Below are 13091 nucleotides of genomic sequence, written 5' to 3'. Positions count from 1 at the left end.
CGGCTATGCGCCGGCCACGTCACCAGCCGGGCTGGTCGAAGCCCACCAGTCGATCACTCGGGTGGCCATGACGTCTGGCCCCAGGCCCAGAGGGTCCAGACCGAAGTGATCTTCCAGTTCGCGCCGCGGGAACTCACCGATCGCGGCCCGGTCGGCGCCGGAACGAAGCCGCTGGAGCAGAGGAGCGAGCATGCAGTCGTACTCGTCCCGCACATCGTCAGCGACGCCGATCGGGTCCCACTCATTGAGCAGACGCCGCAGCTCGTCCTCGGGGGCGGTGTCCCAGGATCTCATGACCCCAGACTGCCACCCACGAACGACCGCCATCATCCGCCCCCCTGATCCAAACGAAACGCCCTAGAGGCCGGGCGGGAGCCAGGTGGAGAAGGACGAGCTACCCCCGCGGGCGCGGGGACGACACTTCTTGATCTGCGGTGATGCAGGCGAGGGTACCTGTTTTCCTTTACCTCGTTTGGCTTGCTGTGTGTTGGGAGCAGCCCGGTGGGGCGTCGGCCGGCGGGTGGAGTGTGGTCCCCCGGGGCTGGGCTTCGGGCTCGTTGTCAGTGGGTCCGTTTACAGTGCCGCGCAACTGGCTGTGTGCAGGGGAGCGGGGGCGGTTGTGGGGGACGAGCGGTCGGTCGTCGAGTTGATGCGATCGATGGGGTTGGCCGATGACGTCATCGTGCGGGTGTGGCTGGGCAAGGTCCGTTGGGTGGTCGAGCGCGCCTTCGCCTGGCTCCACCAGTTCAAACGACTCCGCACCCGCTACGAGCAACGCGCGGATCTCCATCAAGGACCGCTCGAACTGGCCTGCATCCTCATATGCCTCCGCCGCCTGCGAACCTCTTTCTGAAACGATCAGTAAGCGACACCGTGTGGAGATCCGGGGCGCGTTCGGGTTCCGGGAGTGCACTGCGGAGGACCAGGCCCAGCTCGCCGAGTGGTTGGCGGCGGAGCTGTGCGGGGTGGAGCTGAACCGGGACCGGCTCGCGGAGGCCGTGGTCGTGCGCTGCGGGGCGACCGGATGGAGCCGCCGACGCCGGGACGCATCGCCCGCCTGGTCGGCTCGGCGGTCAGCACCTTCGAGGAACAGTTCTGCGCGGCCACCGTGGACCGCCTGTCGGCGGCGACCCGTTCCCGGCTGGACGACCTGGTCGCCGAGGACGCCGGCGGCGAGGAGTCTGCGGGCGGCGGCGTGTCGTTTTTCTCCGAGCTGAAGGCGGACCCCGGCGCGCTGGGCCTGGACAGTCTCCTGGCGGAGGTGAACAAGCTCCAGCGGGTGCGCGCGCTGGAGCTGGCGCCGGAGCTGTTCGGGGACGTGTCGGAGAAGCTGGTGGCGGCGTGGCGGGCGCGGGCGTCGAAGGAGTACCCCTCGGACCTGCGGGCGGCAGCCGGACCGGTGCGGTACACGCTGCTGGCCGCGCTGTGTCATGTGCGGCAGACGGAGATCACCGATTCTCTGGTGGAGCTGTTCATCCAGCTGGTGCAGCGGATCAACACGCGGGCGGAGAAGAAGGACGCCGACCGGCGGGCCCTGTCCCCGCTGTTTTGGACGCACGTAAACCCGTACGGCCGGTTCGAGCTGGACATGAATTCCCACCTGGACCTCGTCGCCGCCGTGGCGGCTTCGGTGCCCGGCCCGCGCAGCGGCGAGCCGGCCACAGCCCCGGCCTGACGAGCAGCCGGACGGCGCCGAAGCGGGTTCCTGGGCCGATACCTGTTCAACATCACTGCCAGCGGTCCCGGCCAGGGCCTGCGGCCCTTCCGTGATCCGGACGCGCCCGAGGACGGTGACGAGGAGGAGTAGCCCCGGTCGGCCCCGTCGCGAAGGCGGCTGCCGCTCGGGTGCGTGGGGCGGGGCGCGGGCGAAGAGGATGAGCGGGTGAGGGGAAGCTGGCTGGGAGCGAGCCGGTCAGGGAGTTCGTCCATCAGGGGTGTGGGGGGAGCGCGGTGTCACCGCGTCCTGTTCCGTGAGGTGGCTGTCCATGGTGGTGTTCAGGTCGGCCATGAACGTTTCGACCTGTTCCAGGAACTGGGGCGGGAAGTGCGACATCGAGGCGTCGAGGCGGTTGGCGAGCGGGCCGAAGAACTCGTCCGCCCTCTCCTGGATGTGCCCGCCGCTGTGCAGCGTGACGATGCGCCGGTCGGAGTGGTCGCGGGCACGGGTGATGTGCCCCGCCGCTTCGAGGCGGTTCAGCAGCGCGGTGGTGGCGCCCGAGGACAGGGAGATCCGCTCGCTCAACCGCGCCGGCGACAGGGGGGTGCCGCGCTCCTCGGCGGCGGCGATCTCCAGGACCGCGGTCGCGTCCGTGGAGTGCAGGCCCAGCCAGGCGGCGAAGCGCCGGCTGAGCTCGGCGTAGTGGCCGCCGTAGATCCTCAGCGACTCCATCAGCCGCTCACGCTGCTCCGCGACATCGTCGCGCACTGCTTCCTCCACGCCTTCGCCCTTCTCTTCTGCCACGCGGTCCGCACGGTCCACTCACCCCGCTTTGACAACCTACCGCCACCACTTTACCTTTATGATGGAATTACTTCACCATGGAGGTATCTGGCGTGCGTGACCCGTCCCCCACCCCTGACAAGACGACCGAGCCCTACCGGTGGCGGTGGCTGATCCTGGCGGTGATGATCGTCGCGGAGATCATGGATCTCCTGGACGCCTCGATCGTCAACGTCGCCGGGCCGGACCTGGAGAAGTCCCTCGGTGCCGGTTCCGTCGGGCTGCAGTGGGTGATCGGCGGGTACGCCCTCACCCTGGGCGCCGGGCTCGTGCTCGGTGGCCGCCTCGGCGACCGCTACGGCCGGCGCCGGATGTTCCTGATCGGACTCGCGGCCTTCACCGCGGCGTCGCTGCTGTGCGCGATCGCGCCGAACATCGAGTCGCTGATCGCTTTCCGTCTGTTGCAGGGCACCGCCGGAGCGCTGCTGCTGCCCCAGGGCCTGGGCCTGCTGCGGGAGAACTTCTCCGGTCCCGAGCTCACCAAGGTCTTCGCGATCTTCGGACCCGTCCTCGGCCTGGGCGGCATCATCGGCCCGGTCCTGGGCGGCTTCCTCATCGAGGGCGACTTCTTCGGCCTGGGCTGGCGGTCGGTGTTCCTGATCAACCTGCCCATCGGCATCGCGGCGCTGATCGTCGCCGCGAAGTTCGTGCCCAGGAAGGCGGGCGACCGCGCGGTACGGGTCGACATGACCGGTGCTGCCCTGATCGTGGCGTCCTGTGCCCTGCTGGTGCTGCCGCTGAACCAGGGCCAGGAGAACGGCTGGCCGCTGTGGACGTGGCTGTCCATGACCGCCTCGGCGATCGGTTTCGCCCTCTTCGCCCTCCAGCAGCGCCGCACGGCCGCTGCGGGCCGCGAGCCGCTGGTGACCCCGGGTCTGCTGCGCAAGCCGGCCTTCACCGTCGGCCTCGGCGGCATCGCCCTGTTCTTCAGCGGACTGATCGGCACCCAGCTCGTCCTGACCCTGTTCCTCCAGATCGGCCAGCACTTCACTGCCGGTGACGCGGGGCTGGGCAATCTGCCCCTCGCCGTGGGAACCGCGATCGGCGGCGCCATCAGCGGCGCGTTCCTCGCCGACAAGATCGGCCGCAAGGTGCTCCAGATCGGACCGCTGGTCCAGCTGGCCGGCGCGGCCGTGCTGTGGTTCGAGCTCGACGGCCTGGACTCCGCCTCATTCTCGATCTGGGACATCGTCCCCGGCACGACGGTGGCGGGCGTCGGCGCCGGCATGGTGATCGCCGCCCTGTTCAGCTTCATCCTGGCCGCGGTCGACGACGACGAGATCGGCTCCGCTTCCGGTGTCCTGTCGGCGGTCCAGGCGATCGGCGGTTCCATCGGCGTCGCGGTCTTCGGCTCGGTGTTCTTCGCCCAGGTCAAGACCGGTGACTTCAGCGGCGGCTTCCACCGCGCGCTGATCGTCCAGGCGTGCCTGCTGGTGGTCTTCTTCACGATCACCTTCCTGCTGCCCAAGAAGGGCCGCCCCGAAGAAGAGCAGCACGGCATCACCCCCGAGACGACTGCCGACGACTCCGGCACCAAGCAGCACCTCGCCATCTGAGCCCAAGCCGGGGCCGTGCGGCCCCGGCCGCCCCCGAACGGACCGCACCGGGGCCACAACCCGAGGCGGGAAACGGCGAGGAAGTTGGAAGGGAGCGTCATGACACACCGGAACGTGCTGATCGCGGGAGCCGGCATCGCCGGTCCGGCCCTGGCCCACTGGCTCGGACGGCGGCACGGAATGCAGGCCACCCTCGTCGAGCGGGCCCCCGCCCCGCGGGAAGGCGGACAGACCGTGGACCTGCGCGGTGCCGGGCGGGACGTCGCCCGCAAGATGGGCCTGGACGCACCCTCCGGGCCCACGCCACCCGCGAAGAAGGTATCCGCTTCGTCGACGCAGTGAACCGCACCAAAGCCGCCTTCGCCAGCGGAACCTTCGGCGGCCAGGGCCCGATCGCCGACCTGGAGATCTTGCGCGCCGACCTGTCACGCATCCTCTACGAGACGACCCACACGCACACCGAGTACCTGTTCGACGACGAGATCACCCAGCTGTCCGACACCGGGAAGAAAGTCGACGTCACCTTCCGCAACGGGCCGGACCGCACGTTCGACCTCGTTGTCGCCGCCGACGGAGCCTGCTCCCGCACCCGCGACCTGATCTTCGGCGACACCACCGACATTCGCCCCGTGGGCCTGACGACCGCGTACTTCACCATCCTCCGCCAGCCCTCGGACGGCACCTGGGCACGCTGGCACAACGCCACCCAAGGACGCACAGCGACCCCGCGCCCCGACAACCGAGGTACCACCCGCGCCTCCCTGTCCTACCCCTCCCCGCCCCGCGGAGACGAACGCCTGGCACCGGACGCCCAGAAGAAGCTCCTGCGCCGCCTGTTCATCGGCGCGGGCTGGGAGGTCCCGCGCATCCTCACCGCCATGGGCACCCCCGACGACTTCTTCCTCGACTCCGTCACCCAGGTCCGCATGCCCTCGTGGGCCCGGGAACGCGTCGCCGTCGTCGGCGACGCCGCGTACTGCGCCTCACCTCTCAGCGGGATGGGCACCAGCCTCGCCCCCACCGGCGCCTACGTCTTGGCGGGCGAACTCGCCCACCACGCGCATCACGGCATCGCGTTCGCCCGCTACGAGCACATCCTCCGCCCCTACGTCACCCGCGCCCAGCACTTGCCGCCCGGCGTGCCCCGCATCGCCTCACCCCGCACCCGGGCCGGCATCCACGCCCTCAACACCGTCCTGCGCGCCGCCTCCCGGTCCCGCATCGCCAAAGCCCTCAACCGCTTCCTCGTACCGCCTGCCGACACCTTCACGCTGCCTCCATACGGCCTCTAACGGTCATGGCACTCTCCTGGGAGCAACCAGCGCAAACGGCCGCTCTCAGCACTCAGGTCGCCGCATCCATACCGCATCATCGCGTCCAGGCCCGCAACCGCACCGTCCGGTTCTCATAAACGGTCCTTTGCCCGAGCAAGATCAGGAACGGGTCGCCGGACCGCCTCCGGGCCCGGTTTCGTTCTCAGAACCCGTTCTCACCCGGAAGTAGCGCGGACCCCCTTCTGAGACTTGCATTGTGCGAAAATCCGGGCTCATGACGAACCCTCAGCACCCCCGAAGGCCGACCGGTCGGACGGCGACGATGTCGAAGCGCACACCTGCCCGAAGTGTGATGCCCAGCCCGGATCGCCCTGCCGCTCGCGCGGCGGCGCCGTCGCCTCCGCCTACCACACCCGCCGCTTCACCATGGTGCCCCGGCTGAAGAAGGCGCTGCGGGTGCCGACTCCGGCCGACCGCGGGCCGGGCCGGCCATGGCGGCCCGTCACCCCGCCCCCCCCGCGCCGATCGACCCGGACCTGCCGGGCGCGAACATCCGCATCGGCTACGCCCGCTGCTCGACCCTCGGCCAGGAACTCGACTCCCAGCTCGACGCGCTCGCGGGACACGGCATCCCCCGGGACAAGATCTTCAGCGAGAAGATCAGCACCCGCGTCCGGGTCCGGCCCCGGTTCGAGGAGGCGCTGCTGAGCGCGCGGGAGGTCAAGGCGCATGCCCCGCACTGCCGGGTCATCTTCACCGTGTACGAGATGAAGCGCCTCGGCCGCGACGCCGCCGAACTCACCGCGCTGGCCGACCACCTCACCGCCCACGGCCTCATCCTGGAGATGCTCGCTGGGCCCCTGCCCGGGATCTACGACCCCACCGGGCCGGGCAAGCTGCTGTTTGCGTTCTTCGCCGCGATGGCGGAGACCGAGCGGGAGAACATCCGCGAGTCGACCTTGGAGGGCCTCGACACCGCGGCCCGCAAGGGCAAGCACGGCGGCCGGCCCCCGGTCATCACCGACGACATGCTCCACACCGTCCTCCGGCGCCGCGCGGGCGGCGAGTCCGTCGAGCAGATCCAGCCCGACCTGTTCATCCCCACCGGCAAGCGCAAAGGATACAACCCCTCGGCGGCCAGTATCTACCGAGCGCTGACCGAGCACGCCAAACGCGAGGCATACCCCGAAGCCGTCGAGCAGGCCCACGCCGACTTCGCCGCCAGCCGGACCGGCGCGGTCCCCGAACCTCGCCCCGCAGCGCCTGACTCGGCGTCACTCTGATCACAAAGAGCTACTTGTCACTTCGCGGCAGCTTCGGGAGGACAGGGCCGGGGCGGGCGCCCACCTGCCTTCGTCCGAGAGGCATACAAGCAGCGCAACACCGTCGAGCGGTGCATTAACCGCCTCAAGCAATGGCGCGGTATCGCCACCTGCTACGAGAAGACCGCGACCATCTACCTGGCCGGCCTCCACGTCGCGGGCATCTTCCTCTGGTCAGCCCGCTGATCCAAACGATGCGCCCTAGCCGCTGGCCTGCATGAGCAAGTCGTCCCGGATGCCGTCATAGCGTTCCTGAGTCTCGCGGATGATCGAGATGAGGAGCATGACGGCGATGATGCAGTGCCCTGCGTTCAGGTGGGACAGGGGCAGGTGGTGTACGACAGCGTGCCGGGAGAGGGTCGTCGGTGCCAGGACGTACTGGTGCTTGGGCAGGTAGACGTTCGGCTTCTTCTTGCCTGCCTTCTGCAGCCTCCCGTGAGCACCTCGCCCGCGCGGGACGTGGGTCAGGTTGTTGGAGCATCTGCTCGACCCCGGCGACGGCGAGGCACGGGGCTGTTGCCGCGGTCGGCGGTGATGTCGCCGCCCCGCGCACGCGCCTGGGGCCGACGCGCACACACGCCGGTGCTCCGGGTCTGGGGACGCACCCGGCGCCGGATATCCGTCGCGTCCGTGCTCTGCTACAAGCCAAGGCATCTATCCCGGGGTTGATCATACCGGGCCCCGCTTCCAGCCACTCTGCAACACCGGTCGCAAGGGCTTCGGATGGCAGGACACTCGCGATCTGCTCGTCCGCGCACACATCCGACTCGGCGGCCCAGAGTCGCGGTACGGGACATCCTCAACACCCACCGTTCCCCCGCACTTCGCCAGGACGAGTCAAGCTGAGTACAGCGGCTTACGGAGGCGGGGTCAGTTTGATCAGGAAGTCCTGGTCGGCGGCGCCGGAGCAGCGGCCTTGGACGATTTCCGCTCCCTCTTTGGTGTCTTGGTCACGCAGGCTCAGGCATTGGTCTGTGATGACCGGGCGGATGCGGAAATGGGCGGTGTCAGGTGGGCCGTAGCGTTCGAGGCAGAATTGTTGGGCCTGGTTGTCGCTGGCGCAGTCGTCGCGAGGTTCGAGGAGGTTGCGCTCCGGCCCGTTCGCCAGGACGGTGAGGCAGCCGATGCCGTACTTCGGGTGATGCCACTGGATCTGGACGATGTTTTTGCCCAGCGGTTCGAGGAACACGCGCGGCTGGATGGCCTTCTCGCAGGATCGTTGTGCGGCGATCGCGGTTGGGTATCGGCCGGTTCGGTCCCTGCCTTCGGTGAGGCACAGCTCTGGTGTGCGAGCTGGATGAATGTGCGCCCAGCTGCCTACTGCCAGCATGCGCAGTCCGGTCACGGGCATTGCGGGCAGGGAGGTGTGCGTGGGCTGGTTGGAGAAGAGACTGCTGGCGCCGAGCGTGCCCGCGACGCCGATCCCGACAGCGCCGAGCAAACCAACAGTCCGGTGCCACCACGGGACGTGCGCGGGGGCCGGCGCGTCGGTGAGTGATCCGTCGGGCTTGTCATCAGGATCGTCACCGGGTGCTGCGGGCTCGGTGGTGGCGATGCGACGACGTATCTCGAGCCACTTCTGCGCTTCTTCGTCGCTGAGGCCGCACGCTCGGGTGAGGGCGTCAACGAACCGTTCTCGGGGCAAGGTGACACGCCCGAGAGTGGTCGCGATGGTGCTGGCTGGAAGGGTGTCGCTGTGTGTGGAGGCCTTGCCCTCGAGTTGGCGATACGTCAGGCCGGACCAGATGCGCAGTGTGCGCAGTGCCGCGGTGAACTCGGCAGGCGTTTTGGCCTGCGTAGGTTGTGGTGGATCTTCCAGTGGCTTGGCAAGGCCGTCTCCCTTCTGGCTCATTGCCTCAGCATGACCCCACAGATCATCACTGGGCAACGGCTGAACCGGCCTTGTTCGAGCGCGTTCGGAACGCGATGAGCGTAGTTCCGAACAGTTGCGAACGGAGCTTCTCCTTGTCAGCCCGATGATTGTGCGGAAATCCTCGGCACAGACCGACTTCGGTGTTGTCACTCGAGGTCCGCTGTTCGTTCACGGGCTTTGCAGCATGTCGGGCACCAGCCCGTGGACATGCGAGAGTCCATCGGGCTAGCGAGAAGGGTGAGTTATGCGCATGCGCAGTGTCCTCGCTGGCGCGTCCGGCGGGAGCGAGGACGCCATCGGGACAAAGAAACGGGGGAAACTGTGATCAGACGATGGAGCGCTTTCCTCGCGGCCGCGATCGCCGCGTTAGTCCTGGGAACTGCGGCGGTCCCGGCGCAGGCGGCGCCCGCTCGCGACGACAGCAACACCGAGGCGGTGTACTTCGTCAAGGGCTACTCCAAGGGCAGCCCGCCCGGGGCCAACTGCAAGACGTACTGGAAGCCGGCGACCGCCGCATTCACGCAATGGGGCTGGCAGGGGAAGCTCCACACCGTGGGCTTCTACACCAGGGACAGGGGCTGCAGTGTGACCATCGCGAGGCGCGGGACCGACGCCTCGCTGCGTTCGCTGGGCCGGGCACTGGCGAAGGACATCTACCGGCGGTACACCTCCAAGGGCAAATCGGTGGACCTCGTCGGCCACTCCATGGGCGGCCTGATCGTGCGGGCGGCCCTGACGGGGGTGCAGCAGAAGCTGCCCGGATGGCCGACCAAGCTCTACGTCGAAGACGTCGTGACGCTGGGCACCCCGCACGACGGACTGAGCACCCTTGCCGGGATCGGCTGCTCCCTGGCATATGGCACCCGCCAGTGCCAGGACATGAGGCACGAGTCCTCGTTCCTCGACTGGGCCGCTCAGAGCCCCCAAGGGACGCAGGGCACGGACTGGACGCTGATCGGTGCCGCTGACGACGACGTCGTGGACGACTCCGCTCTGCGCATGTCTGCGTCTCACGATGTCTGGTACCCCGGCAGCAACGGATGGAGCCACGGGGCCCTCACGGACATCACTACTGGCACCTACGCGATGAACTACAGGAATTGGCCCACGCCGCCGCTGGAGACACAGAACGGTGCCGCGCCGATCCGGGCTGCCATGAACGCCCTGTACTGGGAGAAGGACTGGTAACCCGCCTCCCGCAAGTGACCACCAGCACAGCCGTCGACGTGCGCATCACAACAAACGACGGGGCCTGAGCGGCACTGAACAGGCCCGCTGGCAGCGGTGGTGAGCCACGCGCCACCACCGCTGCCGTGACAACGCTCCGTCACCACAACCAGGGGGGACACAATGGCAAGACGACAACGCGCTCTAACCATCGCGGCGATGTGCTTCGCGGCACTGATAGGGCTCAACGTTCCAGGCGCAGCCGCAGACTCTGCGGCCACGCCCCCGCCTCGCACCGACAGTTCGAACGAGACGGTGTACCTCGTCAAGGGCTACAACCCCATTGCCATCTCGCAGGGGGTGAACTGCGAGTCACGGTGGGGACGCCTCATCGAGGCGATGCAGGGCTGGGGCTGGAAGAAGGAACAATTCGTCCAGGTCGGCTTCTATACAGCAGATGCCCTCTGCAACATCAACCTCGCGCCGGAGGACGGCGACCGCGACCTGAGCCTGAAAGAGCTCGGCCGCCGACTGGCCTGGGATATCTACCGCAACCACTCCAGCAAAGGCGAAAGCGTTGACCTGGTCGGCCACTCGATGGGCGGCTTGATCGTCCGGGCCGCCGTACTGGGGGTCACCTACCACGACCCCGAGGAGAACTGGCCGCCGTTTCTCTACGTCGAGGACGCAGTCACCCTGGGAACCCCGCACTACGGGACGGGTAGAGACTGCGACTCGATCTTCGGAGCGGACCTGCAGTGCCGACAGATGCTGCCCGGCTCGCAGTTCATGACCTGGCTGCACTCCACGCAGGTTCCGCAACCCACGAAGACCGACTGGACGTTCATCGGCTCCAACGCCGACAAAACGGTGTCACGCAACAGCGCCACACCTACCACCGACGGCGCCCAGCACTTGGTGCGTTACCACAAATCGGAGGGCATCGGACACAGCGCACTGCGCGTCCTGGCTAAGGGATCAAAACGCCTGTACTACCGCAACTACGGAAGCAGCCGTTGGGCCACGCTGGCAAACGGGGCAGCCCCCGTACGCGCCACCAGCAACGCCCTGTACTGGGCAACCAAGTGGTAGGTCACCCGTTGTCGCCAGGACCAAGGCACAACCCCGCTGGCGCGCCTGCCGGGTTGTGTTACGAAGGAGCCACTCCCCTTCAGCAAGACCCCCACTCATAACCACATGGATGCCCGGGCACACGGTGCGCCCGCCGTCGGCCCACCTCACCACTCAGTCAGCGAGCCCTAAGGAAGGGGCCCGTCCTGCCCGGCACGAACCGGGCAGGACAGAGCCTCCGCGACGTCCGCACCGCACCGCCCCCGCCGCTCGCCGATCCGCCGGCCGATCCCGCGCTCACCGAGCTGCGCCGCGTCCTCGACGCCCTCGCCGCCACCACCCAGCAGATCGGGGAGTAGATGCTCGAAGTCGCCCCCGCGTACCTGTCCGACACCAAGGCGGCCGACGTCCTCGCCCCGCTGTGCGACCAGATCGGCGAGGACCTCGACAACAGCCTCGCCGCCCGCCGCTACGCGATGTCCGGCGACCGCCGCGCCCTCCACGGCACGGTCCTGTAGACCGTTCACCACGGCGCTCCTGTGTGGCACACAGCCCGTTTCCCCAGGCGGGCGAGGCGCGGTGTGAGGGTGTGAGCTTGTCATTTATCCAGTTCGACGCGGTTTCGTGCCGACTTTGTGGTGAGCGGGACGACTGAACGCCTCGCCGGTGGAGAGGACTCTGCCCACGTCATGCCGGGTGGCCTGGCGGCGGTTCTTCGAGCCTGGCGGCCTGCCCGGGCCGGGACGGTTCCGGTGCACCGGCCGGAGACCCGGTTTTCGCGTGCAGGTTCCTGAACCCTTTGCGGACGCGGGCGGGTGTCAGTCTGTTCGGCTCCGTCGGCTTCTCCCAGTGCCGGCGGAGGTCGGTGGCCAGGGGGCGGGCGAGCCGGAGCTGGGCATAGGCGGCGATCACCAGCCAGGTCCACCGGTCGGCCGCTTCCGAGCTGCGGAGCCGGGGCTTGGTCCAGCCGAGGGTCTGCTTGAACAGGCGGAATGTGTGCTCGATGTCGAAACGGCGGAGGAAGGACTGCCAGCAGCGGTCGACGTCCGCTTCGGTGGCGCCGGTGCGCGACCACCACAGCCAGACCGGCTTGTTGACTCCGCCGCTGGGCAGCTTCTCCACGACCAGGCGGATGACGGTGCCCTCGATGATGGGCAGCGGCCCGTCGTGGTCGAGCCATGCTGCCCGGCGGGTCAGCCGCGGGTGCAGCCGGTCCCACGCCTGCGCGGTCGCCTTCCCATAGAGCCGGGTGTCCGAGACCGTCACGGCCTGCTCGGTGCCCCAGGTCGTGGGGTCGCCGAAGACGAACTCGCCGCCGTGCTTGGGCAGCCGACCACCCTTGGGGTTGGCCAGGTGGAACTCTTCGCGGGAGGGCGTCGGACGCCGCATCACCCGGTCCGAACGGAGCCGGCCGAGGATCTCGACGGGCAGGTCACCCAGCAGGTGGGCGATGCGCGGAGCGTCGTATCCCGCATCCAGCACGACAAGGACCTCCGGATCACCCGGCCGCCACTGGCTGGCCGCGACCAGCCGCTCGACAACCTCTCGGATCTGCACCGTGGTCACCGCGGCGACGTCGGCGCCGGGCTCCAGGCGGACCGCGTCCAGCACCGCCGTCCAGGACGTGCGGCCGGTCTCCAACGCGGCCACCACCGAATACGGCCAGCCGGGCACCATCTGATGCTTGCCCTCACCCCGGCCGAACGTGTGGGAAAAGGCCCGGTCAGCACAGGTGTTGGCGTCCGGCCGCAGCCACGGGGAGACGTCTACCGCCAGCACGAGCCGGCCGTCCGCCGCCTTCGGTAGCGGCACCCCGGCCAGGGCCCGACGCAGCCGGGCGACGTCGATCCGGCCCTGGTTGAGTCCGCCGTACAGAGCCCCGTGACCACGGCGGTGTTCGGGCGCGAGCGCGAGATCGACCAGCGTCCGCACCGGCCCGTCCGTGCACAGCAGCGCGTCGCACAACTCGAACAACGCGTCGCCCCGCACGGTCAGACACGCGTACAGCTCCGACCGGAAGTGTGACACTTCCGCGAACGCATCCCGCAGGACACCCTGATGCACCAAACTCACGACCACGGCCTTCGCGCTGATCCACTCTGTGACGGAGCACAGGATCAGACGAAGGCCGCCTACATGTCCGCCGAACTGCGAAAACGCTGATCAAGTTCGAGCAGCGTTCGACGCCGGTCGTTAAATGACAAGGTGAACCGTTCCGGGTTCGGTAGAGACTTCAGGTTGTGGTTGTGACCTGGAATTTGGTGGTTGCGCGGTAGTAGTTGGTCTCGTATTCGGCGGGTGGGATGTGTCCTATTTCACCGTGGAGCC

11 protein-coding genes and 4 pseudogenes are annotated in these 13091 nt (G+C 68.4%); 11 read left to right on the top strand and 4 right to left on the bottom strand.

The window, feature by feature from the left end; all coding sequences use genetic code 11:
* Positions 1–3 precede the first annotated feature (3 nt).
* Positions 4–294 (bottom strand): hypothetical protein, encoded by a 291-nt coding sequence (locus tag ABEB00_RS17580; protein ID WP_345620690.1) that lies wholly within the window; start codon positions 292–294, stop codon positions 4–6.
* 400 nt (positions 295–694) lie between these two features.
* On the opposite strand from ABEB00_RS17580, the pseudogene ABEB00_RS17575 reads away from it, so the two are divergent.
* Both ABEB00_RS17575 and ABEB00_RS17570 read left to right on the top strand, forming a co-directional pair.
* Positions 695–853, top strand: a pseudogene (locus ABEB00_RS17575) (transposase); the annotation flags it as partial.
* 171 nt (positions 854–1024) lie between these two features.
* Positions 1025–1675: a hypothetical protein gene (locus ABEB00_RS17570; protein WP_345620689.1), complete on the top strand. Its 651-nt coding sequence runs from the start codon at positions 1025–1027 to the stop codon at positions 1673–1675.
* A 237-nt stretch (positions 1676–1912) separates the two neighbouring features.
* Here the strand turns inward: ABEB00_RS17570 and ABEB00_RS17565 are convergent, their stop codons facing one another.
* Positions 1913–2389, bottom strand: coding sequence for a MarR family winged helix-turn-helix transcriptional regulator (locus ABEB00_RS17565; protein WP_425586520.1), 477 nt, complete (start codon positions 2387–2389; stop codon positions 1913–1915).
* A 164-nt stretch (positions 2390–2553) separates the two neighbouring features.
* Between ABEB00_RS17565 and ABEB00_RS17560 the strand changes: the two genes are divergently transcribed.
* From ABEB00_RS17560 to ABEB00_RS17540, 6 genes and pseudogenes are all read left to right on the top strand, one after another.
* Entirely contained in the window at positions 2554–4056 is a 1503-nt protein-coding gene (locus tag ABEB00_RS17560; RefSeq protein WP_345620688.1) for an MFS transporter, read from the top strand.
* A gap of 99 nt (positions 4057–4155) precedes the next feature.
* Positions 4156–4398, top strand: a complete 243-nt coding sequence (locus tag ABEB00_RS17555) for a hypothetical protein (RefSeq protein WP_345620686.1) — start codon at positions 4156–4158, stop codon at positions 4396–4398.
* Complete coding sequence (locus ABEB00_RS17550; protein WP_345620685.1) at positions 4395–5348, top strand: FAD-dependent monooxygenase; 954 nt, start codon at positions 4395–4397, stop codon at positions 5346–5348. Before ABEB00_RS17555 ends, ABEB00_RS17550 begins: the two co-directional genes overlap by 4 nt.
* A 231-nt stretch (positions 5349–5579) precedes the next feature.
* Positions 5580–5735: pseudogene (locus ABEB00_RS36070) on the top strand (zinc finger domain-containing protein); the annotation flags it as partial.
* Between the two features lie 86 nt (positions 5736–5821).
* Positions 5822–6613, top strand: coding sequence for a recombinase family protein (locus tag ABEB00_RS17545; RefSeq protein ID WP_345620684.1), 792 nt, complete (start codon positions 5822–5824; stop codon positions 6611–6613).
* Between the two features lie 51 nt (positions 6614–6664).
* Positions 6665–6838: pseudogene (locus ABEB00_RS17540) on the top strand (IS5/IS1182 family transposase); the annotation flags it as partial.
* Between the two features lie 670 nt (positions 6839–7508).
* Here the strand turns inward: ABEB00_RS17540 and ABEB00_RS17535 are convergent.
* A complete protein-coding gene (locus ABEB00_RS17535; protein ID WP_345620683.1) occupies positions 7509–8504 on the bottom strand; it encodes a helix-turn-helix domain-containing protein in 996 nt (331 codons plus the stop codon).
* Positions 8505–8846: 342 nt separating this feature from the next.
* Between ABEB00_RS17535 and ABEB00_RS17530 the strand changes: the two genes are divergently transcribed.
* The 3 genes from ABEB00_RS17530 (at position 8847) to ABEB00_RS17520 (ending at position 11281) form a co-directional block, all read left to right on the top strand.
* Positions 8847–9713 carry an esterase/lipase family protein gene (locus ABEB00_RS17530; protein ID WP_345620682.1) on the top strand — a complete coding sequence of 289 codons (867 nt, stop codon included), beginning with the start codon at positions 8847–8849 and terminating at the stop codon, positions 9711–9713.
* A gap of 294 nt (positions 9714–10007) precedes the next feature.
* Positions 10008–10784, top strand: coding sequence for a lipase family alpha/beta hydrolase (locus ABEB00_RS17525; protein ID WP_345620681.1), 777 nt, complete (start codon positions 10008–10010; stop codon positions 10782–10784).
* Between the two features lie 338 nt (positions 10785–11122).
* Positions 11123–11281, top strand: a complete 159-nt coding sequence (locus ABEB00_RS17520; RefSeq protein ID WP_345620679.1) for a hypothetical protein — start codon at positions 11123–11125, stop codon at positions 11279–11281.
* 84 nt (positions 11282–11365) lie between these two features.
* On the opposite strand, the pseudogene ABEB00_RS17515 reads toward ABEB00_RS17520, so the two are convergent.
* Positions 11366–12836 (bottom strand): annotated as a pseudogene (locus tag ABEB00_RS17515) (NF041680 family putative transposase).
* Positions 12837–13091: the final 255 nt, after the last annotated feature.

The sequence above is a fragment of the Streptomyces ziwulingensis genome (genome assembly GCF_039542605.1).
GTDB lineage: Bacteria > Actinomycetota > Actinomycetes > Streptomycetales > Streptomycetaceae > Streptomyces > Streptomyces ziwulingensis.
This window is presented reverse-complemented; position numbering and strand designations above follow the sequence as displayed.